The sequence below is a fragment of the Streptomyces crystallinus genome, from assembly GCF_039521265.1.
Taxonomy (GTDB): domain Bacteria; phylum Actinomycetota; class Actinomycetes; order Streptomycetales; family Streptomycetaceae; genus Streptomyces; species Streptomyces crystallinus.
In genome coordinates, this window is the sequence record NZ_BAAACA010000038.1 from 101315 (window position 1) to 123348 (window position 22034).

The window sequence follows — 22034 nt, forward strand, 5'->3', positions numbered from 1 at the left end:
CCGCGACCGATCACCGCGACCGATCACGAACGACGAGAGTGCTCCATGGATTTCAGTCTCTTCTACTTTGCTGACGACAGCACCGCCGACGGCGGATCGGGACGCTACGACCTGCTCCTCGAAGGCGCCCGGTTCGCCGACCGGCACGGTTTTCGCGCCGTGTGGACCCCCGAGCGCCACTTCCACGCCTTCGGCGGGCTCTACCCCAACCCGGCGGTGATCGGCGCCGCCCTGGCCACCGCCACCGAGAACATCGCCATCCGGGCCGGGAGCGTGGTGGCGCCGCTGCACCACCCCGCGCGGATCGCGGAGGAGTGGTCGGTGGTCGACAACCTCTCCGGCGGCCGCGTCGGCGTGTCCTTCGCCTCCGGCTGGCACCCCACCGACTTCGCGCTCAGCGGCACCCCGTACGCGGACCGCAAGCGCGTGATGATGGAGAGCCTGCGGCAGGTGCGCGGTCTGTGGCGCGGCGAGGAACTGGACGTGGTGGACGGCACCGGCCGCACCACCGCCGTACGGGTCTTCCCGCCGCCGGTGCAGAAGGAACTGCCGGTGTGGGTGACCAGCGCCGGTGAGGTGGACACCTTCCGGGCCGCCGCCACCGCCCGCGCCGGGGTGCTCACCCATCTGCTGCACCAGGACACCGCCGAACTCGCCGCGAAGATCGCCGAATACCGGCGGGTCGCCCGCGAGAGACACGACGGCTGGGACGGGCACGTGGCGCTGATGCTGCACACCTTCCTCGCCGACACCCGCGAGCAGGCCCGCGAGGCGGTGCGCGAGCCGCTCCAGGACTATCTGCGCAGCTCGATCCACCTGATCACCCGGTCGTACAAGGACGCCGACCCCGACTTCGACGTCGACGCGCTCGACCCGGAGGACGTCGATTTCATCGTCGAGCGGGCCTTCGACTCCTACTTCGAGGAGCGGGGCCTGTTCGGCACGGTGGCCGAGGCCGCCGGGACCGTGGAGCGGCTGCGCGGCGCGGGCGTCGACGAGATCGCCTGCCTGATCGACTTCGGTGTGGACGCCGGCCGTGTGCTCGGTGGGCTGCGCCATGTGAACACGCTGCGCGAGCTGTCCGCAGCCGGGCTGGGAGGCCGAAACACATGATCCCTCTGTCGTTCTCACAGCTGCGGTTCTGGTTCCAGGGCGAGCTGGGCGCCCGGGGCGAGTCGCCCCTCACCTCCTTCGTGCTGCGCCTGTCCGGCCCGCTGGAGGTGGCGGCGCTGCGGTCGGCGCTGCACGACGTGGTGGGGCGCCACGAGAGTCTGCGCACCCTCTTCCCGGCCGCCGACGGCGAGCCGCGGCAGGTGGTCCTGGACGCGGCGGCCGCGGCCGCGCGCGCCGGGCTGCCGGTGCGCCAGGTGGCGGCGGCGGACCTCGACGAGGCCGTGGCCGCGGCCATGGAGCACGATGTCGACCTGGCACGGGACCTGCCGCTGCGGGCCGTGCTGCTCGCCGCGGGCGCCGATGAGCACGCGCTGGTGGTCACCGTCCACCACATCGCCTTCGACGGCTGGTCCATGGCCCCCTTCGTACGGGACCTGTCCACGGCGTACGCGGCGCGCGCCGCCGGCCGGGCGCCCGGGTGGGACGAACTGCCCGTGCAGTACGCCGACTTCACGCTCTGGCAGCGCGAGGTGCTGGGCGCTCCCGAGGATCCGCAGAGCCTGTTCGCGCAGCAGCTCGCGCACTGGCGGGAGCGGCTGGCCGACCTGCCCGCGCAGACCGCGCTGCCCACCGACCGGGACCGCCCCGCCCTCGCCTCGCACCGCGCGGACACCGTTCCCGTACGCCTGGAAGCCGGCGTCCACCGCGCGCTTGCCGCACTCGCCCGGGAGCAGGGGGCGAGCCTGTTCATGCAGCTCCACGCGGCGCTTGCGGGGCTGCTCTCGCGCTGGGGCGCGGGGTCGGACCTCGCGGTGGGCAGCCCCGTCGCGGGCCGCACCGACGCGGAACTCGACGACCTCATCGGCTGCTTCGTCAACACCGTGGTGGTCCGCTCGGACACCTCGGGCGACCCGTCGTTCCACGAGCTGGTGGCGCGGGTGCGGGCGCAGGTGCTGCTGGCGCTCGACCACCAGGACGTGCCCTTCGAGCAGGTCGTCGAAGCCGTCAACCCGCCGCGCTCGGCGGGCCGCCACCCGCTGTTCCAGACGATGCTGGTGCTCCAGAACAACGCGACCTCCCGCGCCGAGCTGCCGGGCCTGGACGTGCGGCTGGAGGGCGATCCCCGCGACCGGTCGATCTCCTTCGACCTGCTCCTCGACTTCAGTGAGAGCGCCGACGGCCTGGAGGGCCGCCTGGTCTACGCGCAGGACCTGTTCGACCGGGCCACCGCCGAACGGCTCGCCCGGTCCTACGAGCGGCTGCTCACCGAGGCCGCCGCGCACCCCTCCCGGCCCCTCGCCCAGCTCGACCTGGCGGCCCCCGACGAGCGGCGTGCCCTGCTCGACCAGGGCAGCGGCCCCTACTTCCCCCTCCCCACCGGCTCGGTGGCGGACGCCTTCACCGCGCAGGCCGCCCGCACGCCCGAGGCCACGGCGGCGGTCTGCGGAACCGACCGCCTCACGTACGGGCAGCTGGGCGACCGGGCGGACCGGCTCGCCCACCTCCTGCGGCAGCACGGCGCGGGCCCGGGCGCCCTGGTGGCCGTCGCCATGGAGCGCTCGGCCGACCTGGTCGTCGCGCTCCTCGCCGTCCTCAAGTCCGGCGCCGCCTATCTGCCGCTGGACCCGCGCAGCCCGGCCGGGCGCCTGCGCACGGTCCTGGACGAGGCCCGCCCCTGCCTGGTGCTCACCGACGAGCCGTCCCACGCGCGGGCCACCGAACTGGCGGGCGCGGCCCTGCCCGTGGTGCGGGCGGCCGCCGCGCCCGAACCGGCGGCGCAGGCCCCCGAGCTGCCGCGCGTCTCGGACGCGGACACCGCGTACGTGATGTACACCTCGGGATCCACCGGCCGTCCCAAGGGCGTCGCCGTGACCCACCGCAACATCCTGGCGCTCGCCGCCGACCCCCTGTGGGCCGACGGCAGCCACACCCGGGTCCTCGCGCACGCGCCGCACTCCTTCGACGCCTCCACCTTCGAGGTGTGGGTGCCGCTGCTCGGCGGCGGCACGGTCGTGGTGGCCCCGCCCGCCGACTCGGCGGCGGACACCCTGGAGCGGACGGTGGCCCAGCACCGCCCCACCAGCGCCTTCGTCACCGCGTCCCTGTTCAACTCCCTGGTCGCCGAGGGCAGTCCCGCCCTCGCCGGGCTGCGACACGTCCTGGTCGGCGGCGAGGCCCCCTCGGCGGCTGCCGTGCGGCAGTTCCTGGCCGCCTCGCCCGGCACGGCGCTGACCAACGCCTACGGGCCGACCGAGAACACCACCTTCACCACCTGCCACCGCTACGAGGCGGGCGCCGACGGCGGCCCGGTGATCGGCCGGCCGATGGCCAACACCCGGGCGTACGTCCTGGACGAGCGGCTGCGGCCCGTGCCCACCGGAGTCGTCGGCGAGCTGTACATCGCGGGCGCGGGCCTGGCCCGGGGCTACCTCCGCGACCCCGGCCCGACCGCCGGACGCTTCGTCGCCGACCCCTTCGGCGCGCCCGGCGAGCGGATGTACCGCACCGGCGACCTCGCCCGGTGGAGCGCGGACGGCGACCTGGTCTTCGCGGGCCGGGCCGACGACCAGGTGAAGCTGCGCGGCTTCCGCATCGAGCCCGGCGAGGTCGAGGCCGCCCTCGTCGCCGACGCGGCCGTGTCCCAGGCGGCCGTCACCGTACGGGAGGACCGGCCGGGCGACCGCCGCCTGGTCGCCTATGTGGTGCCCGCGCGGGACGCGGCGAGCGCCACGCTCGTACGGGACCTGGTGGCGCGGGCCGAACAGGCGCTGCCGGACTACATGGTGCCGGCCGTGGTGCTGCTGCCCGACGGGCTGCCGCTGACCGCCAACGGGAAGCTGGACGTCGCCGCCCTGCCCGCCCCCGACCAAGCCGTTACCGCCTCGGCGCGCGAGCCGCGCACCCCCGTGGAGCGGCAGCTGTGCGAGGTGTTCGCGGAGGTGCTGGGGCGGCCCCACGTCGGGGTCGACGACAGCTTCTTCGCGCTGGGCGGCCACTCCCTGCTGGCGATCCGGCTGGTGAACCGGCTGCGCGCGCTGCTGGGCCGGGAGATCGACATGCGGACCGTCTTCGAGGCGCCCACCCCGGCCCGCCTCGCCGCCGGGCTCACGTGGGCGGAGCCGGGGCAGCAGCCGCTGACGGCCCGGCCGCGCCCCGCCGTGCTGCCGCTGTCCTCCTCGCAGTTGCGGTTCTGGTTCCAGCGGGAGATCGCCGCCGATGGCGGGGCGCAGAGCATCACCACGGCGCTGCGGCTGCGCGGCGACCTGGACCGGGCCGCGCTGCGCGCCGCCCTCCAGGACGTGGTGACCCGCCACGAGAGCCTGCGCACCCTCTTCCCGGCAGCCGACGGACAGCCGCGCCAGCGGATCCTCGACCCGGCCGACGCACAGGTCGAGTGGACCGAGCGCGAGGTCGCGCCGCGGGACGTCGCCCACGCCGTGCGGGCCGCCGCCGCCCGGGACTTCGACCTCGCCCGCGACCTGCCGCTGCGGGCGGCCCTGCTCACCGCAGGCCCCACCGACCACGCCCTGGTGGTGACCCTCCACCACATCGCCTTCGACGGCTGGTCGGCGGCCCCGTTCCTGCGGGACCTGGCCACCGCCTACGCGGCCCGTACGGCCGGACACGCTCCGCACTGGGCGCCCCTGCCGGTGCAGTACGCCGACTTCACGCTCTGGCAGCGCGACCTGCTGGGCGACCCGGCCGACCCGGACAGCCGAGCGTCCGGACAACTCGCCTACTGGGAGCAGGAGTTGGCGGGTGCGCCCGAGGAGCTGGCACTGCCCGCCGACCGGCCCCGCCCGGCCGCCGGGTCGCACCGGGCCGGGTCCGTGGAGGTGCGCCTCGACGCCCTGGACCACCGGCGGCTGACCGAGCTGGCCCAGCGGCGGGGGGCGAGCCTGTTCATGGTGCTCCAGGCGGCGGTCGCGGGTCTGCTGACCCGGTGGGGCGCCGGCAGCGACATCCCGGTGGGCAGCCCTGTCGCGGGGCGCGCGGACGCGGCCCTGGACGACCTCGTCGGCTGCTTCCTCAACACCGTGGTCATCCGCACCGACACCTCCGGCGCCCCGTCCTTCGCCGAGCTGGTCGACCGCGTCAAGACGCGCGTCCTGCGCGCCCTGGAGCACCAGGACGTGCCCTTCGAGCGGGTCGCCGACGCGGTCAGCCCGACGCGGTCGGCGGCCCGGCACCCCGTCTTCCAGGTCATGCTCAGCCTCCAGAACAACGCGACGGCGACGGCGGGGCTCCCGGGCCTGAGCACCGAGGCGCTGCACGACGTGCGCTATCCCTCGACCCCCTTCGACCTGCTCTTCGACGTGGGCGAGAGCGGGGACGGCCTCACCGGGCGGCTCGTCTACGCCGAGGACCTCTTCGACCGGGCCACGGCCGAGCGCCTCGCCCGCCACTTCGAGACGTTCCTGGCGCGGGCCGCCGCGGCTCCCACCGAGTCGATCGCCGACCTGGGGTTCCTGCCCCAGGAGGAGCGCGCGCTGATGGAGGAGTGGCACGCCGGTCCCACGGCCCCGGCGGGCGAGCTCGCGCCGCACGCCTTCCAGCGGCAGGCGGCCCGGACCCCCGACGCGGTCGCGGTGGTGTGCGGCGAGCGCTCCCTCACGTACGCCGAGCTGAACGCCGGAGCCAACCGGCTGGCACGCCATCTGCTCGCGCACGGGGCCGGGCCGGGACAGCTGGTCGCCGTGGCCGTGCGGCGCTCCGCCGACCTGCCCCTGGCCCTGCTGGCCGTCCACAAGACCGGGGCGGCCTATCTGCCCGTCGACCCCGGACACCCCGAAGAACGCCTCCGGTCGGTCCTGTCGGACGCCGCCCCCGTCCTGGTGCTCTCCGACACGGCCACCCGCGCGGCGGTGGGCGCCGCCGACTGGCTCGCCCCCGACGAACCGCACACCGCCGCCGCCCTGGCCGCGCTGCCGGACGGCGACCTGAGCGCGGACGAGAGGGGCGGCACCGTCACCGGCGACGGCCTCGCGTACGTGAGCTACACCTCGGGCTCCACCGGCAGGCCGAAGGGCGTCGCGGTCACCCACGGCAACCTGGCCAACCTGCTGGACGCCATGGGCGAGCGGCTGCCCCTGACGCCCGAGGACCGGCTGCTCGCGGTGACCACCGTCGCCTTCGACATCGCCCACCTCGAACTGCTGCTGCCGCTGCGCCACGGCGCCGGCGTGGTGATCGCGGAGACGGACGCGGCAAAGGACCCGTTCGCCCTCGCCCGGCTGATCGAGCGGCACGCGGTCACGGTGATGCAGGCGACGCCCTCCCTGTGGGCGCCGCTGGCCGACAGCGCCCCCGCGGCGCTGCGCGGCCTGCGGGTCCTGGTCGGCGGCGAGGCCCTGCCCGCCGGGCTCGCGGCCCAGCTGAGTGCGCAGGCCGCCCAGGTCACCAACGTGTACGGGCCCACCGAGACGACGATCTGGTCCCTGGCGGCGAGCATTGACGCCACCAGTGCCCCACGCCCGCCGATCGGCGGGCCGTTGGCGAACACCCGGGCGTACGTCCTGGACGAACGGCTGCGGCCGGTGCCCATCGGGGTCACCGGCGAGCTGTATCTGGCCGGTGCGGGGGTGGCGCGCGGCTATCTCCACCGGCCGGGCCTGACCGCCGAGCGGTTCGTGGCCTGCCCCTTCGGGGCCGCGGGCGAGCGGATGTACCGCACCGGAGACCTGGCGCGCTGGACGCCTCTCGGGCAGCTCGACTTCGCCGGGCGCGCCGACGAGCAGGTCAAGATCCGTGGCTTCCGTATCGAGCCCGGGGAGATCGAGGCGGTCCTCGACGGCCACCCGTCCGTCACCAGGACGGCCGTGCTCGTACGCGAGGACCGGCCCGGCGAGCGGCGGCTGGTCGCGTACGTGGTGCCGACGGGCTCCGCGCCGCATCTCGCCGGTGAGCTGGCCGACCGGGCCGCGCGGCTGCTGCCCGACTACATGGTGCCGACCGTGGTGCCGCTGCCCGGCGGGCTGCCGCTGACCGCGAACGGCAAGGTGGACCGCAAGGCGCTGCCGGCCCCCGACTTCGCGGCCGCCACCACGGCCCGGGAGGCGAGCACGCCCGCCGAGAAGGTGCTGTGCGAGCTGTTCGCCGACCTGCTGGGGCTGCCCCGGGTGGGCGTCGACGACAGCTTCTTCGACCTCGGGGGCGACAGCATCGTCTCGATCCGGCTGGTGTCGCGGGCCCGTGCGCGCGGTCTGGGGATCTCCGCCCGGGACGTCTTCCGCCACAAGACCGTCGCCGAACTGGCCCGGCACGCCCGCGAGCGCGCGCCGAAGGCGAGCACGCCCACGGCGGCCACGGACGGTACGGGCGCCGACGCTGGCGGACCGGTGACTCTCGCGCCCACGACGGCCACCGGTAGCACGAGCGCAACCAGCGGCGAACCGGTGACTCCCGCGCCCCCGAGCACCACCGGCGCCGAACCGGTCACCCTCACCCCCATCACCCAGTGGCAGCGCGACCGGGGCGGCCCGGTGGACGGGTTCCACCAGTCCGTCCTCCTGCGCACCCCGGCCGGGCTGCGCCCCGAACGCCTCACGGCGGCGCTCCAGAGTCTGCTCGACCGGCACGACGCCCTGCGCACGCGGCTGGAGCGGGGCGGCGCCGACTGGCGGTTCGAGGTCCTGCCGCGCGGCACGGTCCGCGCGGCCGACCAGCTGCTGCGGGTGGACGTCGAGGACCGCGACGACTCGGAGCTGCCCGGGCTCGTACGTACGGAGGCCGACGCGGCGCGGCGGCGGCTCGCCCCCGGGCGCGGCGCCATGCTCCAGGCCGTGTGGTTCGATGCGGGCGACGAGCGCCTCGGGCGACTGCTCCTGATGGTCAACCACCTGGTCGTCGACGGCGTCTCCTGGCGGATCCTGCTCCACGACCTGCGGACGGCGGCCGAGCCGGGTGGGCAGGAGCCCGCCGCCGACAGCCCGCACGCCGTCTCCTTCGCGGAGTGGGGTGCCCGGCTGGCGAAGAACGCGCTCGACCGCACCGGCGAACTCCCCCTGTGGACCGGATTGATCGAGGGCGCCCACGACTTGGTGGAAGGCGTCGCGCTCGTACCGCAGCGGGATGTCCTGCGTACGCAGGCGACGGTCACCCGCGTCCTGCCCGCCGACCGCACCGAGCACCTGCTGACGCGGGTCCCGGCAGCGCTGGGCGCCGGGATCAACGCGGTGCTGCTCACCGCGCTGGGCGAGGCGGCCGCGCGCTGGCGGGCGGAGCACTGGCCCACAGCGGACAGGCCGTTCCTGGTCGACGTGGAGGGCCACGGCCGCGAGGAGATCGCCGAGGGGCTGGACCTCTCCTCCACCGTCGGCTGGTTCACCAGCATGTTCCCGGTCCGCCTCGACGGGCGCGCGGACGACACCGACCACGGGCTTCGCCGGGTCGAGGAGCAGCTGGCCGCCATGCCCGACAAGGGTCTCGGCTACGGCCTGCTGCGCTACCTCAACCCGGAAACCGCGCCGGTCCTGGCCGGGCTGCCGCGCGCCCAGGTGATGTTCAACTACCTCGGCCGGTTCGACCGCTCGGACGGCGCCGAGTGGGGACTGGCCCCGGAGGCCGGGGCCGTCGACGGCGGCGGCGACCCCGAGATGCCGCAGACGCACCTCCTGGAGGTCTCCGCGGTCGCCCTGAACCAGGACGACGGCCCCGAACTCCACGTCACCTGGGCCTATCCGACCGGCCTGCTCGCCCCCGAGCAGGTGGAGGAGCTGGCCGAGGGGTGGTTCGCGGCCTTGGACGCCATGGCCGTACGCGCACAAGAAGCCGTACGCGCGCAAGAAACGCGAGAAGAGGGAGAGACGGCATGAGCGCCGCACACCAGGAGCGGGCGACGACCAGGCCGACGCCGCTCCAGCAGGGACTGTTCTTCCACACCGCGTTCGACGCGGAGGGGCAGGACATCTACACCACCCAGCTGACCCTCGACTTCGAGGGCCCGCTGCGGCCCGACGCGCTGCGCGAGGCCTGCGCCGCGCTGCTGGACCGCCACGACAGCCTGCGCTCCGGCTTCGCCACCGACGCCTCGGGCGAGCCGGTCCGGTTCGTGGCCGAGCGGGCGCCGCTCGACTGGCGGGTGGTGGACCTGAGCGGTACGGACGCGGCGGCGCGGGGGGCCGAGGCCGAGCGCGTCGTGCGCGAGGAGCGCGCCCGCCGCTTCGACGTCGCCCGCCCGCCGCTGGTCCGCTTCCTGCTGGTCCGGCTCGCGGAGGACCGCTGGCGGTTCGCGCTGACGAACCATCACATCATTCTCGACGGCTGGTCCACCTCGCTCCTGATGGACGAGCTGTTCCAGCTGTACGGGTCGCGCGAGGCGGAGCTGTTCCCGGCCCCCTCCTACAGCGCCTACCTCGACTGGCTCGCCGGCGCCGACCTCGACGAGGCCCGTGAGGCGTGGGACGAGGCGCTGGCCGGTATCGAGGCGCCCACCCTGGTGGCGCCGGAGGCCGAGCGGGGCGCCGTGGTGCCCGAGCGGGTGCTGCGGACGCTGTCCGCCGACCTGAGCGTACGGCTCGCCGAGCGCGCCCGGGGCTGCGAGGTCACGCTCAACACGGTGGTCCAGGTGGCCTGGGGGCTCGTCCTGCGCCAGCTCACCGGCCGCGACGACGTGCTGTTCGGCATGACGGTCTCGGGCCGGGCCGTGGACTTCGAGGACGTCGAGCAGCTGGTGGGGCTGACCATCAACACGCTGCCCGCCCGGGTGCGGCTGGAGCCGGGGGACTCGCTGGCCGATGTCCTGCGGCGCGTCCAGGACCAGCAGCTCGACCTGTTCGAGCACCATCATCTGGGCCTCACCGAGATCCAGGGCCGGACCGGCCTCGGCGCCCTCTTCGACACCACGACGGCGTTCGAGAACTACCCCGTCGGCGCGGAACGCGCCCTGGGCGAGGCGCGGCTGGCCGGGGTCGGCGGCTTCGACGCCACCCACTACCCGCTGTCGCTGATCTGCACCCCGGGCGCCGGACTGGGCATCCGCCTCGACCACCGGCCCGACGTGTTCGACCGCGAGCAGGCCGAGCGCCTCGCCGACTGGTTCGTACGGATGCTGGAGGCGATCGCCGCCGATCCGGGTCGGACGGCGGCCGACGTGTCCGTCCTGACCGCCGAGGAGCGGCGGCGGATCCTGGAGGAGTGGAACGACACCGGCCGTACGGTGGAGTCCGCGACGCTGCCCGAGGTGCTCGAGGCCCGGGCCGCCCGCACCCCTGACGCCCCGGCGGTGACGCACGACGGCACCACTCTCACGTACGGGGAACTCCACCGGCGCGCCAACCAGTTGGCGCGCCTGCTCATCGAGCACGGCGCGGGGCCGGACACCCTGGTGGCCCTGGCCCTGCCCCGTGGCACCGACATGGTGATCGCGCTGCTCGCCGTACTGAAGACGGGCGCCGCCTATGTGCCCGTGGACGTGCGCTACCCGGCGGAGCGCATCGCGCACATGCTGGACGACGCCCGCCCGCGTATCGCGGTCGTCTGCGCGGACGCCGCGCCGCCGCTGCCGCCGGGCACCCACCGCCTCGCCGTCGACGAGGCGTCCGTGCGCGCGCACACCGCCGGGCTGCCCGACGGCGACCTGAGCGCCACCGAGCGGACCGGGCCGCTGCTGCCGCGCCACCCCGCCTACGTCATCTACACCTCCGGCTCCACCGGAGTGCCCAAGGGCGTCGTCGTCGAGCACGCCAACGCCGTCAACTTCGTGGCCACGGTGGAGGACCACTTCGGCGCCGACGGCATGGCGGACATCCTCGCCTCCACCTCGCTCAGCTTCGACGTCTCCGTCTTCGAGATCGTCACCACGCTGGCGCTGGGCGGCCACCTAGAACTCGTCGGCGACCTCTTCTCGGTCCTGGAGCGCGACTCCTGGGAGGGCAGCCTGCTCAGCGGTGTCCCCTCAGCGGTGGCGAGTGTCCTGGCCAGTGGGGGTACGCGGCTGTCGGCGCGGCATGTGGTGCTCGGCGGCGAGGCGGTCCCGCGCGCCCTGGTCGACGAGCTGAGGGAACGCATTCCCGGCTGCGTCGTCACCAACATCTACGGCCCCACCGAGGCGACGACGTACGCGACCTGGTGGCGCAGCTCGGACGGGCCGGACACCGGTGAGGTGCCCATCGGCCGCCCGGTGCCCAACTCCCGTGCGTACGTGCTCGACCAGCGGCTGCGGCCGGTCCCGGCGGGTCTCGCGGGCGAGCTGTACATCGCCGGGGCGGGCGTCTCGCGCGGCTACCTCAACCGGCCGGGCCTGACCGCCGAGCGGTTCGTGGCCTGCCCGTTCGGGGCGCCGGGGGAGCGGATGTACCGCACCGGCGACCGGGTCCGCCGGCGCGCCGACGGACAGCTCGAATACCTCGGCCGGTTCGACGACCAGGTGAAGATCCGCGGCTTCCGGATCGAACTCGGCGAGGTGGAGGCCGCCCTGCTGCGGCACGAGCACATCGCGCAAGCCGTCGCCGTGGTCCGCGAGGACCGGGCGGGCGACCGCCGGCTGGTCGCCTACGCGGTGGCCCACGGGCCGGACACCGTCCTGGACGCGGCCGGGCTGCGGCGCTTCGTCGGCGCGAGCCTGCCCGAGTACATGGTGCCCGCCACCGTCGTCCAGCTGCCCCGCTTCCCGCTGATGCCCAACGGCAAGCTGGACCGCGCGGCGCTGCCCGCCCCGGTGTACGCGCACGCGGGCCGGGCGCCGGGCAGCGCCCGCGAGGAGGTGCTGTGCACGCTGTTCGCCGAGGTGCTCGGCGTGGCGCGGGTCGGTGTCGACGACGGCTTCTTCGACCTGGGCGGCCACTCGCTGCTCGCCACCCGCCTGGTGAGCCGTATCCGCACGGCGCTGGGCGCCGAGCTGTCCATCCGCACCCTGTTCGAGGCGCCCACCCCGGCGGCCCTCGCGGCCCGCCTGGCGGAGGACGACGGCCAGGGCAGTGGCCTCGACGTGCTGCTGCCGCTGCGGCGCGGGGGCAGCGCGCGCCCCCTGTTCTGCGTGCACGCGGCCAGCGGCCTGTCCTGGCCCTACGCACGGCTGCTGCCCCACCTCGACCCCGAAGTCCCGCTCTACGGACTCCAGTCGCCCGGCGTCGGCGCGCCGGAGGGCGCAGTGCCGAAGGCCGCCGATCTCGTACGCCTCTACGCCGAGCAGATGCGGGCGGTACAGCCGGAGGGCCCCTACCGGCTGCTGGGCTGGTCGGTCGGCGGCAACCTCGCCTTCGCGGTGGCGGCCCACCTCGTAGAGGCGGGTGAGCGCGTCGAGTTCGTGGCGCTGCTGGACTCCTACCCACCGGACCCGGGCGCGCTGCCGGGCTCGGAGGCCATGTTGGGCCACGTCCTGGCAGGGGTCGGGTTCGCGGCCGACGGCACACCGTCCGAGCAGATCGCTGCCCTGGGCGAGCGGGCCGTGGAGGGAGTGCGCCTGACGGCCCGGACGGCGGTGGAGGTGCTGCGGGCCGCGCCCCCGGTCGGCGCGGACATCGACGTCGTCCACTTCCGGGCGGCGGCCGACGCGCCCACCGCCGTCCCCGAGGAGTGGAAGGCGTACGGCGGCGGGGGGTTCACCGGCCACGACGTCGACTGCGGCCACTACGCCATGGTGGAGCCCGCACCGCTCGCCGCGATCTGCGGCGTGCTGTCCGAGCGCCTCACCGGACACTGAGAGAAGAGCGGACATGCCCCAACTCCAGGCCGTCGACGGCATCGACGGCATCGACGGAATCGACGGCATCGGTGACATCAGCGACATCGGTGACATCAGCGCCATCGACCTCGCCGACCCCGCCCTGCACGCGCGCGAGGACCTCGCGCCCGTGTGGCGGCGCCTGCGTACCCACGACCCGGTCCACTGGCAGCCGCCCCGGGGTGAGCGGCCCGGCTTCTGGGCGCTGACCCGGTACGAGGACGTGGCCGCCGCCTACCGGGACGCGGAGCGCTTCCGCTCGGACCGCGGCAACGTCCTGGACACCCTGCTGGGCGGCGGGGACTCGGCGGCCGGGCTCATGCTGCCGACCACCGACGGGGCGCGCCACGCGGAGCTGCGCGGCGCGCTGATGAAGGCGTTCTCGCCCCGGGCGCTCGCGGGGGTGGTCGACAGCATCCGGGCGGCCTCGCGCGAGCTCGTCACCGAGTTCCTGGAGCGGGGTGCGTGCGACTTCGCCCGGGACGTGGCGGGGCAGCTGCCGCTGCGGGCGATCTGCGACCTGCTGGACGTACCGCCCAGCGACCGGCAGCGGCTGCTCGCCATGACGTCGTCGGCGCTCGGCTCGCACAGCGAACACGGGCTGCGCCAGGACTCCTGGGTCTCGCGGGGCGAGATCCTGCTGTACTTCTGCGACCTCGCCGCCCGGCGCCGCAATGATCCGCAGGACGACATCGTCAGCCTCCTCACCCGGATACGGGTCCAGGGCGCGCCCCTGAGCGACGAGGAGGTGATCCTCAACTGCTACAGCCTGATCCTGGGCGGCGACGAGACCACCCGCCTCGCCCTGGTCGGGGGAGTGGCCGCGCTCCTGGAGAACCCCGCGCAGTGGGCCGCGTACCAGGCCGGTGACATCGCCACCGGGCCGGCGGTCGAGGAGGTGCTGCGCTGGACCACGCCGACGCTGCACGCGGGCCGCACCGCCGGGCAGGACCTGACACTGCACGGCCGGGAGATCAGGGCGGGGGAGGTGGTGACGCTGTGGAACGCCTCCGCCAACCGGGACGAGGATGCCTTCGACGAGCCGGACGTGTTCCGCCTGGACCGCACCCCCAACCGGCACCTGTCCTTCGCGTACGGTACGCACTTCTGCCTGGGGGCGTTCCTGGCGCGGGCGGAGATCGGCGCGGTGCTGGAGGACCTGCGGGAGCGGGTGGGCGAGATGGCGCCGGCGGGGCCGGGGCAGCGCCTGTACTCCAACTTCCTGGGGGGCCTGGGCACGCTGCCGCTCACCTGGCGGCCCCGGTGACGACGCGACAGCGGCTGTCCGCCCACCGGGAAGGTGGGCGGACAGCCGCTGTCACAGGGGGCTGTCGGCTACTCGGCGGCGCCGACGGGCACCCGTACGGCCCGCTCCTCGGCCGCCCCGCCGCTGCGCAGGAGCAGCAGGCCGAGGCCGGTGGCCGCCGCGGTGACGAGGCCGCAGAGGAGGAAGGCCTGGCTGACGCCGAGCCCGGCGACGGCCACCCCCGCCACGGCGGCGCCCACGCCCGCGCCGCCGTTGCACGCCACGCTGGCCAGGATCGCCCCGTGGGTCTTGGCGGCGGCGCCCACCGTCAGGTTGTCGGCGAGCAGATAGGCCGTCATGACGGCGGGCCCCATCGCGATGCCCACCAGGACGAGCAGCGGCAGCGCCAGGGCCAGGCCGTTGGCGGTGGCCATCAGGGCGGCGCCCGCGGCGAGCAGCAGGCTGAGCACCATCAGCCTGCGTGTGGCGCTCGCCTTCCAGGTCCGGCGGCCGTAGACGAGCGCGGCGAACGCGCTGCCCAGGGCGAGGGTGGCGAACAGCCCGCCGGACAGCGAGGTGTGGCCGGTCTCGGTGGCGAAGCCCGGGATCACCACCTCCACGGCGCCCAGCGTGAAGCCCACGCCCACGAAGACCACCAGGAGCCAGCGCATCTCGCGGGCGACCCGCCAGATGTGCCCGCCGCCGCCCGTGTCGTCCCGGTCCGCCTCCAGGCGCCCGCGCTCGGCGGCGGACGCCATCAGGAGTCCGCCCAGGACGCACACGGCGCCGCTGACCAGCACGGCGAGCCCCGCGCCCGACAGGGCCACCGCGCCCGCCGCGATCAGCGGGCCGACGATCAGCGTCGACTCCTCGACGACCGAGTCGAGCCCGAAGGCCCGCGAGACCCACTCCTCGGGCAGTTTGCGCGACCAGCCGACCCGCATCAGCGCCCCGAACGGCGGCACACTGCACCCGGCGAGCGCCAGCAGCACGGTCAGCAGCCAGGAGGGGGCGCCGCTCTCCCCGACCGGCACCAGGAGCAGCAGCGCCGCACCGCTCAGCACCGACAGCGCGAGCAGCGCCGCACTGTGCCCCAGCCGCACCGACACCCAGGAGCGCAGCGGCCCGGTCAGCACGTTGGCGATGGAGTAGGCGGCCATCGCGATACCGGCGACGGAGAACGAGTCCGTGGCCTGCTGGACGTACAGGACGACTCCGACCGGCATCATGCCGAAGGAGACGCGCCCGATCAGCGACCCGGCGAAGAGCCGGGGAACCCCGGGGGGCCGCAGCAGCTCCCGGTAGCCGGGCGCGCTCTGGTCGGGCGTTGCCGGGCTCACGCCGCTTCCACCTCCAGGACGAAGTGGTCGAGGATCGCCTGCATGCGCTGCTCCACCTCGTCGGCGGTGGCGCCCTCGACGTGGACGTATCCGGTGCTGGCGTGCGAGGCGCGCGGCGGGTCGAGGACATCGCCCGGCCGCGCGGTGAGATGGGCGCCGATCACACCGGGAAGCTTACGCAGCTCCTCCTCGGTGCTGATGGCCACCAGCCTGCCGGGCCGGGTGGGCAGCAGCAGGTCGCCGACCGCGCGGTCCTGGGTGTACGTGGGCTCGGGCACCCGGTCCAGGTAGGTGTCCAGGACGACGTTGAGGAAGTCGAAGCCGTACGCGAGACCGTGGTTCATGGGAACCTCGCAGCCCGACAGGCGGGCGGCGACCTCGCTCATGTAGAACTCGCCGTCGTCGGTGAGGAAGAACTCGCCGTGCAGATAGCCGTACGGGATGGCGAGGCCGTCGGTGAGCTGCTGGGCCAGCGCCTTGGCGTCGACCTCCAGCACCTCGCTGGGCGCGTACGTGATGTTGGCGTTGATCGCGCCGTCCAGGACCTCCAGGATCGGCGCCGGGTTCTTGGACAGATAGGCGTCCACGACCTTGCCCCGGGCGATGACCGCGCACAGCTGGAACTCGCGGCCCCGGATGAACTGCTCGACCATCCAGTGCAGTTGCGGGTCGAGGGCCGGGATGTCGGCGAGGCCCTCGGCGGAGTCGATGCGGTAGGTGTTGATGCAGGAGTCGGAGTCGATGGGCTTGAGGATGACCGGCCAGCCGTGCGCCTGGGCGAACGACTCGACGTCGGCGAGCGTCTTGACCGGGCGGTAGGCGGGGTGGGAGATGCCCAGCTCGGCGTACCGGTCCTTCATGGTCATCTTGTTGCGGACCCAGGCCACCTGCTCCTGCGAGAGGTGCGGAAGACCGGCCAGCTCCGCGAACTTCTGCGCGTCGGCCTGGAGGGCCTCGTTGGGGTTGCAGAAGTACGTCGGTACGAGACCGGTCTGCGCCACCCACTGGAGGTAGCGCTCGGCCTCGCGCTCCAGCGGGGCGGAGGTGTCCAGGGTGAAGGTGGGGACGGCGGCGGTGCGGTCCTTGTACTCCTGGGTGAGCGCGATCGAGTCGAAGCGCAGCAGGACCACCGTGACGTCGTCGCGGCTCAGGACGTTCTCGGTGAAGGTGGCGCGGCGGCTCTCCACCAGCAGGACGACCGGGCGGTCGGCGGGCACGGAGTGCGGTTGGCGGTCGGTGGTCACAGCGGTCATGGCGGGGTTCCTCGGTGCGTGGTGGGGAAGGAGAGGGGGCCGGGCGCGGCCCGCGCACCCGTGGCAGGCACGGGGTGCGCGGGCGGGAGGCGCGGCCGGGGGCGGGGGCTGGGTCAGCCGATGACGCGGGTGGCGTCGTCGGTGCGCCCCGGGCGGGTGCGGCGCAGGTCGCGGACGACGTTGACGCGCTTGAGCCAGCGGTCGTTGCCGTCGAAGCCGGCCCGGAAGGGGCGGCGGCCGTGCACCACGTTGCGGTTGTCGACGAAGCAGACGTCCCCGGTGCCGATGAGGACGTCGGCGAGGTTGGCGTCGAGGTGCGCGACGATCCACGCGAACGCCTCGGCGGCCTCGGGGTCGCCCTCCTGCGCCTGGAAGAAGTCGCGGTCGATGCGCAGCACGGGCCGGTCGCGGTGGCCGTCCAGGACGGCGACCGGCGCCATCGGCGCGGCGGCGGCGTCGATCTCGTGCGAGGCGTCGGGCAGCGCGACGAAGCGCGGCTCGGACAGCACCTTGGCGATGTCGGCGGGCACGAGGTGGGTGTCCACGTACGAGAGGGTGGTGGGCACCTCGGCCGAGTTGCGCAGCGAGAACAGGCCCACCCAGTCGGCGCGGTGCGGCGAGAAGGCGTCCTCGGTGTGCCAGCCCAGCTCCAGCTCGCTGGAGGCGGAGATCAGGCTGTGCTCGTAGCCCTTGCTGGGCAGGACGTCGGTGACCAGGCGGCCCGACTGCTGGGTGGCCCAGCCGATGACGTCGCCGAGCAGCGACGCGTACAGCGCCAGCAGAGCGCCGTAGGCCTGGCTGGGCTCGGTGTTGGCCTCGCTCCAGTGGGCGGGGGTGGCGCCGAGCGCGCTCTGGTCGATGACGTTGCCGCGGATCATCGTGGCCCGGGTGCGCTCGTCGCGGCGGGCGCTGTTGAGGTGCTCGCGCACGGCGAGCGGCAGCCGGTGGGCGATGACCGGCGCCCGGTCGAGGAAGCGGGGGTCGTCGGCGGACTTGAACTCCTGGACGCACTCCACGGCGAGGGCGTGGGCGGCGCGGGCGTCCTGCTCGCTCAGGTCCAGGATGTGCAGCCCGGAGTACTGGTCGTCGCCGTCCTGCGGGTGGACGCTGTCCCGCGGGTGGTCAATCGGGTGATCAAGGGACGGGGTTGCCGTGTTGCTCATGGTGTACCTCAGGGAAAGTGCGGGTGGCTGCGCGGTGCGGGGTCGCCAAAGGGGCTTGCCGCGCCGCTAGCTGTCGGAGCGCACGGTGATGAACGGGAAGTCGAGGACCGCCGCGAAGTCGGCGGACACCCGCGCGTAGTCGTCGCCCGTCACGAGCAGCAGACCGGCCGGCTCCTCGAAGCTGGTGCTGCGCGAGGTCTTCTCGCCCACCTCGACGAACCACTTCACCTCGACGGCGCCGGACAGCTCCGGCAGCCGCAGCTCGGCGATGACGCCGTCGGGCTTGGGAACGTACGCCCAGAACGAGTACCGGCCGCGCTCGACGGGGTCGAGCTCGTAGGGGACACCCGACTTGATGCGCTGGTCGACCTCCAGGATGTCGACGCCGAACGCCTCGACGTAGCGGCCGACCACGTCGCCGCCGGGCGCTCGGTTGGCGGTCTCGATGAAGACGACACTGCCGTCCGGGCGGACCATGGCCTCGGTGTGGGTGACACCGCTGTGCACCCCGAGCGCCACCGACGCCCGGTGCGCGCACTCGGCGACCTCGCGGCCGACCGGGTCGGCGGGCGGCACCGGCAACGACCCCACCGTACGGCCGCTCATCATGTCGAGCATGCTGGAGTTGAAGCGCGACACGAACGAGGCGATCCTGCGGCCCTCGTGGTAGAGCGTCTCGCAGTGGTACTGCTCGCCGCTGATGAACTCCTCGGCCTCGAACGGGCCTTGGTTGGCCTCCAGAGCCGCCCGCACATCGGCAGCGCTGGCGCTGGTGTGCACCTTGCGCACGCCCGAGCTGCTGGCCATGTTCGTCGGCTTGATGATGAACGGATGCCCCAGCTCGCCCAGGAGCACGTCCAGATACGCCTCGGGCTCGCGGCGGAACCGCTCCCGGTCGAAGGGGACGTTCTTCGGGACGGTGACGGCGGAGGCGACGGCGTGCTTCATCGCCAGCTTGTCGCGGAACCCGTTGGCCTCGCTCACCGAGGCCCCGGGAATACCCAGCTTCTCGCAGACCTGCGCGGCGGCCAGCGGTGTGTATTCGCCGCAGGAGACGACGGTGACGGAATTCCGGTCGAAGTCCGGCCCGCACACCCGCGTCACACACTCCGCGGCGGCGACGACGTCGATACAGCCGGGGTCGTACGGGCTGGGCTGCGCGGGCAGAACGAAGAGATGGTCGAAGGCGTCGCTGGAGAAATCGACGCCGACAACATCGTCCGAGGTGATACAGACGGTGGTGAGCCCCAACGCCTGACGTTCCTTGGGGAATTCCAGCCGCCCGAAGGCGCGTATGGAGGAGGCGGAGTCGAAGAAGTAGAAAACGACCCTCTGCTTCTCGCTCATTCTCAGTCCTCGCCGTCGATGTAGACGACGTCGAGGGTGCCGTGCTCATTGGGGGTGGCGCTGGCGGGCAGCTGGTAACCGGGGTTCCAGCGCAGCCGGTCCTCGAGGCGGTAGGAGGTCCGCAGGGTGAGCTCGTGCCCGTTCTTGCCCAGAATGGTGCCGTCGTAGAGGGTGACCTTCCCGATGTCGGTCATCACCGTGTACTTCGGCTTGGCCAGACCGCTGAGGAATCCACTGGTGCTCAGCTCGCGGGCGAGTTCGAGACCGCGGTGCACGCTGGTACGGAACTCGTCGGTGCCGACCATCGGAACGGCGTGGAAGAGGTAGTGCGGGATGAACCGCAGGGTCCGCTGCCGGTCGTAGAGCTCGATCAGCGTCTCGATGTCGTCGTTGACGCCCTTCAGCAGCACGTTCTGGCTGTAGAGCCGGGCCCCGAGGTCCTGGAGCTTCTGGAGCACGTCGACGGCTTCCGGCTGGAGCTCGTACCAGTGGTTGATCTGCAACGAGATGTCGAAGTGGAACCGGTCGGCGAACTTCTCGAACACGGCGTACGTGTCTGCGGTGAACGCCGTCGGATTCTGCACGGGAAGACGGCTTCCCATACGTACGGTGGTGATGTTCGGGGCGTACTCGGCGACGGTGGTCAGCAGCTGGTCCAGCTTGCGCGGGGAGATCAGCGGGTCGCCACCGGTGATGAGGATCTCGCGCAGATACGCGTCCTTCTTCAGATACTCCCCGATGGCGGTCATCTGGTCCTTGCCCAGGGTGTGCGGGTTGTACAGACCGCGCACACAGAACACGCACTCACTGGCACAGGCGGAGAGCATGTCGATGACGACGACACGCCGATAGAGCCGCTCGAGCCCCTCCGGGAAGTCGTCGTGCATGAGCGCGTCGAAATGCCGGGTGCTCTGCCCGATACTGGGCATGGTGGACGGCATACGGAAGTACTGGTTGTAAATCCCCCGGTAGGGCCCGGAGTCCTCACCGTACTCGCGCTCTGCCCGCTCCAGAAGTTCCCGGGTGTACTTGTGCACCCGCGGCTTCTGTGTCTTCGTGATGGTATCGAGGAGCCCGGCCATATTGTTTCTCCTTGCTGTTGACGCTCACGCGGCTTTTGCGATACGCAGACAGCCCATGTGGCGGGCCCAAGCCGTGAACGTCACGTTGAACATCCCTCACCCTGCAGGTCGATGCAGGTGGCACGTTCCTTCAATGTTGAAGAAGTTGTGCTGCGGTGTTGTCTTTGGTGTTTGCCCTTATCGATCAAGATCGAAATGAACTGTAGGGGGGCGTTCCGGTGGGGGTCAAGGAGACGAGGATCACTTGGGGTGGCGTTTAATTGGCGGTATCTGACTGGCCATCAGAAAGCCTTCCTGGGCGCGGGGTTGGGCGAAAAAGGTGGCGGATCTCGGGTAATTACCGGCTGATTACCGGGCGGGGTCGCGACGGATTACCGGAGGGTTACTGGCCAAAACCGTTCGGGGAAAGGGGAAGGGTTTTGGGGGCCTCGGGGACCCAGGGAACCAGAGTCCCAGGCGCAGGTCGCCCTTGGTGTCACGGGCGACGAGGTCGCTGTGGCCGTCGCCGCCGACGTCCCCGGTGCCCACCAGCTTGTTGAACTGGTTCCAGCCGCCGCCGACACGGGCCCGAGCCGCGAACGGCTTGCGCAGGTCGCCGGTGCCCTTGTACAGCCACAGCACGCCCTGCTTGTCGCGGGCCCCGATGCCCCGACGGGAGGATCCCCGACAGGAAGTAGAACGGCGCGGCGGGCGTCGGCTCGAGGGCCCCGGCGGCGGCGCCCAGCACGCTGTTCTTCACCGAACGCGACGCCCCCGGGCTGTCAGCGACGGCCGTACCTGCGGCCGTGGCGGCGAGGGCCACGGCCGTCACCACCGGGGCGACACGGGCGAGCACGCGCCGACCGCGGAAGGGTCTCCTCACAGGGAGCTCCGAACGATGGAAGGGCGTGACGAAACCAGCATCGCCACGCGGCGGCCGCCACCCGCATACGCCAACCGACGTGAACACGCGCCGCCCCCGTCGGCCTTGCGGATCCCTCCCCCGCGAGGTCTAGACCGGAAGGATATCGGCAGAGGCCGGGCAATTCCGCTGGATTTACCCCGCAGTACATGGCTGTGGCTTCGCTTGCCGCCCGGCGGGGGTGAACACGACCACGTAGTCCTCGAAACCCTCGTGCGCGCCCCACTGTTCACGATCCATGGCCTTTTGGTGCCGGGCCCTGGAATCCTGGCGGCCTCTGGCATAGACCCGGACCGTATAGACCGTGGAGGGATCGAGGAGCAGCGAAAGACGCCCACCCTGCTCTCCTGAGAGCCAGTCCATGGCGGGCCGGGCGGGGCCGGTGGTGGGGCCGGAGAGACCCATCCGTCCCCCGTACACGGGCGCATAGGCCCACGAGCCGAGCAGTTGCCACTCTTCCGACTGCTGGGCGGGCTCCTCATCGGACAGTATGAGCGTCACCCAGGCGTCGTGGGACTGAACGTTGCTGACGATGGTGAGCTGGCCGGGTGTGAGGATCACGGGCTCATCGGTCCAGAAGTCCGGTTCGTTCGCAGCTTGCTCGAAGCCGGGCTCGGCATGCTCGCTGACGTAAAAGTGTGAGTACGCGATGCTGACGACACCACTGACTATGGTCATGCTCTGACCGTATGCGGCAGCCACGTCATGCGCGTGTGGTTCGCGAGGCCTCTGGTCCCCTGCGCGCGGGGCAGCCCGAAGCGTCGTGGTGCACAAGGGCAAGCCGGTCCGGACCGCACGGTGCATTCATGAGCGGCAGATACAGCGAATTGAGCACAACCGAAGCATCGTATGCCTGTGATGGTGCACAGATGCACTGGCAGCGGCACCTCCCCATACCTAGGTTGATCAGCAGGGCCGCGCCTCACA

The 22034-nt window shown here is 72.9% G+C and carries 11 protein-coding genes; 4 read left to right on the plus strand and 7 right to left on the minus strand.

Going from position 1 to position 22034, the window contains the following annotated elements; translation table 11 throughout:
• Window positions 1-45: 45 nt before the first annotated feature.
• The 4 genes from ABD236_RS26660 to ABD236_RS26675 are packed head-to-tail and all read left to right on the plus strand — an operon-like array spanning window position 46 to window position 14042.
• On the plus strand, window positions 46-1113 hold the full coding sequence (locus tag ABD236_RS26660) for a MupA/Atu3671 family FMN-dependent luciferase-like monooxygenase (RefSeq protein WP_344077724.1): 1068 nt from the start codon (window positions 46-48) through the stop codon (window positions 1111-1113).
• Window positions 1110-8927 carry an amino acid adenylation domain-containing protein gene (locus ABD236_RS26665; protein ID WP_344077726.1) on the plus strand — a complete coding sequence of 2606 codons (7818 nt, stop codon included), beginning with the start codon at window positions 1110-1112 and terminating at the stop codon, window positions 8925-8927. The genes ABD236_RS26660 and ABD236_RS26665 overlap by 4 nt, the downstream gene beginning before the upstream one ends.
• Window positions 8924-12754 carry an amino acid adenylation domain-containing protein gene (locus ABD236_RS26670; RefSeq protein WP_344077728.1) on the plus strand — a complete coding sequence of 1277 codons (3831 nt, stop codon included), beginning with the start codon at window positions 8924-8926 and terminating at the stop codon, window positions 12752-12754. The genes ABD236_RS26665 and ABD236_RS26670 overlap by 4 nt, the downstream gene beginning before the upstream one ends.
• A 13-nt stretch (window positions 12755-12767) precedes the next feature.
• Window positions 12768-14042: a cytochrome P450 gene (locus tag ABD236_RS26675; protein WP_344077730.1), complete on the plus strand. Its 1275-nt coding sequence runs from the start codon at window positions 12768-12770 to the stop codon at window positions 14040-14042.
• A gap of 68 nt (window positions 14043-14110) precedes the next feature.
• On the opposite strand, the gene ABD236_RS26680 is transcribed toward ABD236_RS26675, so the two are convergent.
• The 7 genes from ABD236_RS26680 to ABD236_RS26710 all read right to left on the minus strand — a co-directional run bounded on the left by ABD236_RS26680 (window position 14111) and on the right by ABD236_RS26710 (window position 21785).
• Window positions 14111-15361 carry an MFS transporter gene (locus ABD236_RS26680; protein WP_344077732.1) on the minus strand — a complete coding sequence of 417 codons (1251 nt, stop codon included), beginning with the start codon at window positions 15359-15361 and terminating at the stop codon, window positions 14111-14113.
• A complete protein-coding gene (locus ABD236_RS26685) occupies window positions 15358-16614 on the minus strand; it encodes an ATP-grasp domain-containing protein (protein ID WP_344077734.1) in 1257 nt (418 codons plus the stop codon). The genes ABD236_RS26680 and ABD236_RS26685 overlap by 4 nt, the downstream gene beginning before the upstream one ends.
• A gap of 113 nt (window positions 16615-16727) precedes the next feature.
• A complete protein-coding gene (gntD, locus tag ABD236_RS26690; RefSeq protein ID WP_344077736.1) occupies window positions 16728-17777 on the minus strand; it encodes a guanitoxin biosynthesis L-enduracididine beta-hydroxylase GntD in 1050 nt (349 codons plus the stop codon).
• 66 nt (window positions 17778-17843) lie between these two features.
• Window positions 17844-19124 (minus strand): ATP-grasp domain-containing protein, encoded by a 1281-nt coding sequence (locus ABD236_RS26695; protein WP_344077738.1) that lies wholly within the window; start codon window positions 19122-19124, stop codon window positions 17844-17846.
• 2 nt (window positions 19125-19126) lie between these two features.
• Window positions 19127-20161 carry a hypothetical protein gene (locus ABD236_RS26700; RefSeq protein ID WP_344077740.1) on the minus strand — a complete coding sequence of 345 codons (1035 nt, stop codon included), beginning with the start codon at window positions 20159-20161 and terminating at the stop codon, window positions 19127-19129.
• A gap of 393 nt (window positions 20162-20554) precedes the next feature.
• Complete coding sequence (locus ABD236_RS26705) at window positions 20555-20827, minus strand: hypothetical protein (protein ID WP_344077742.1); 273 nt, start codon at window positions 20825-20827, stop codon at window positions 20555-20557.
• Window positions 20828-21242: 415 nt separating this feature from the next.
• A complete protein-coding gene (locus ABD236_RS26710) occupies window positions 21243-21785 on the minus strand; it encodes a hypothetical protein (protein WP_344077744.1) in 543 nt (180 codons plus the stop codon).
• Window positions 21786-22034: the final 249 nt, after the last annotated feature.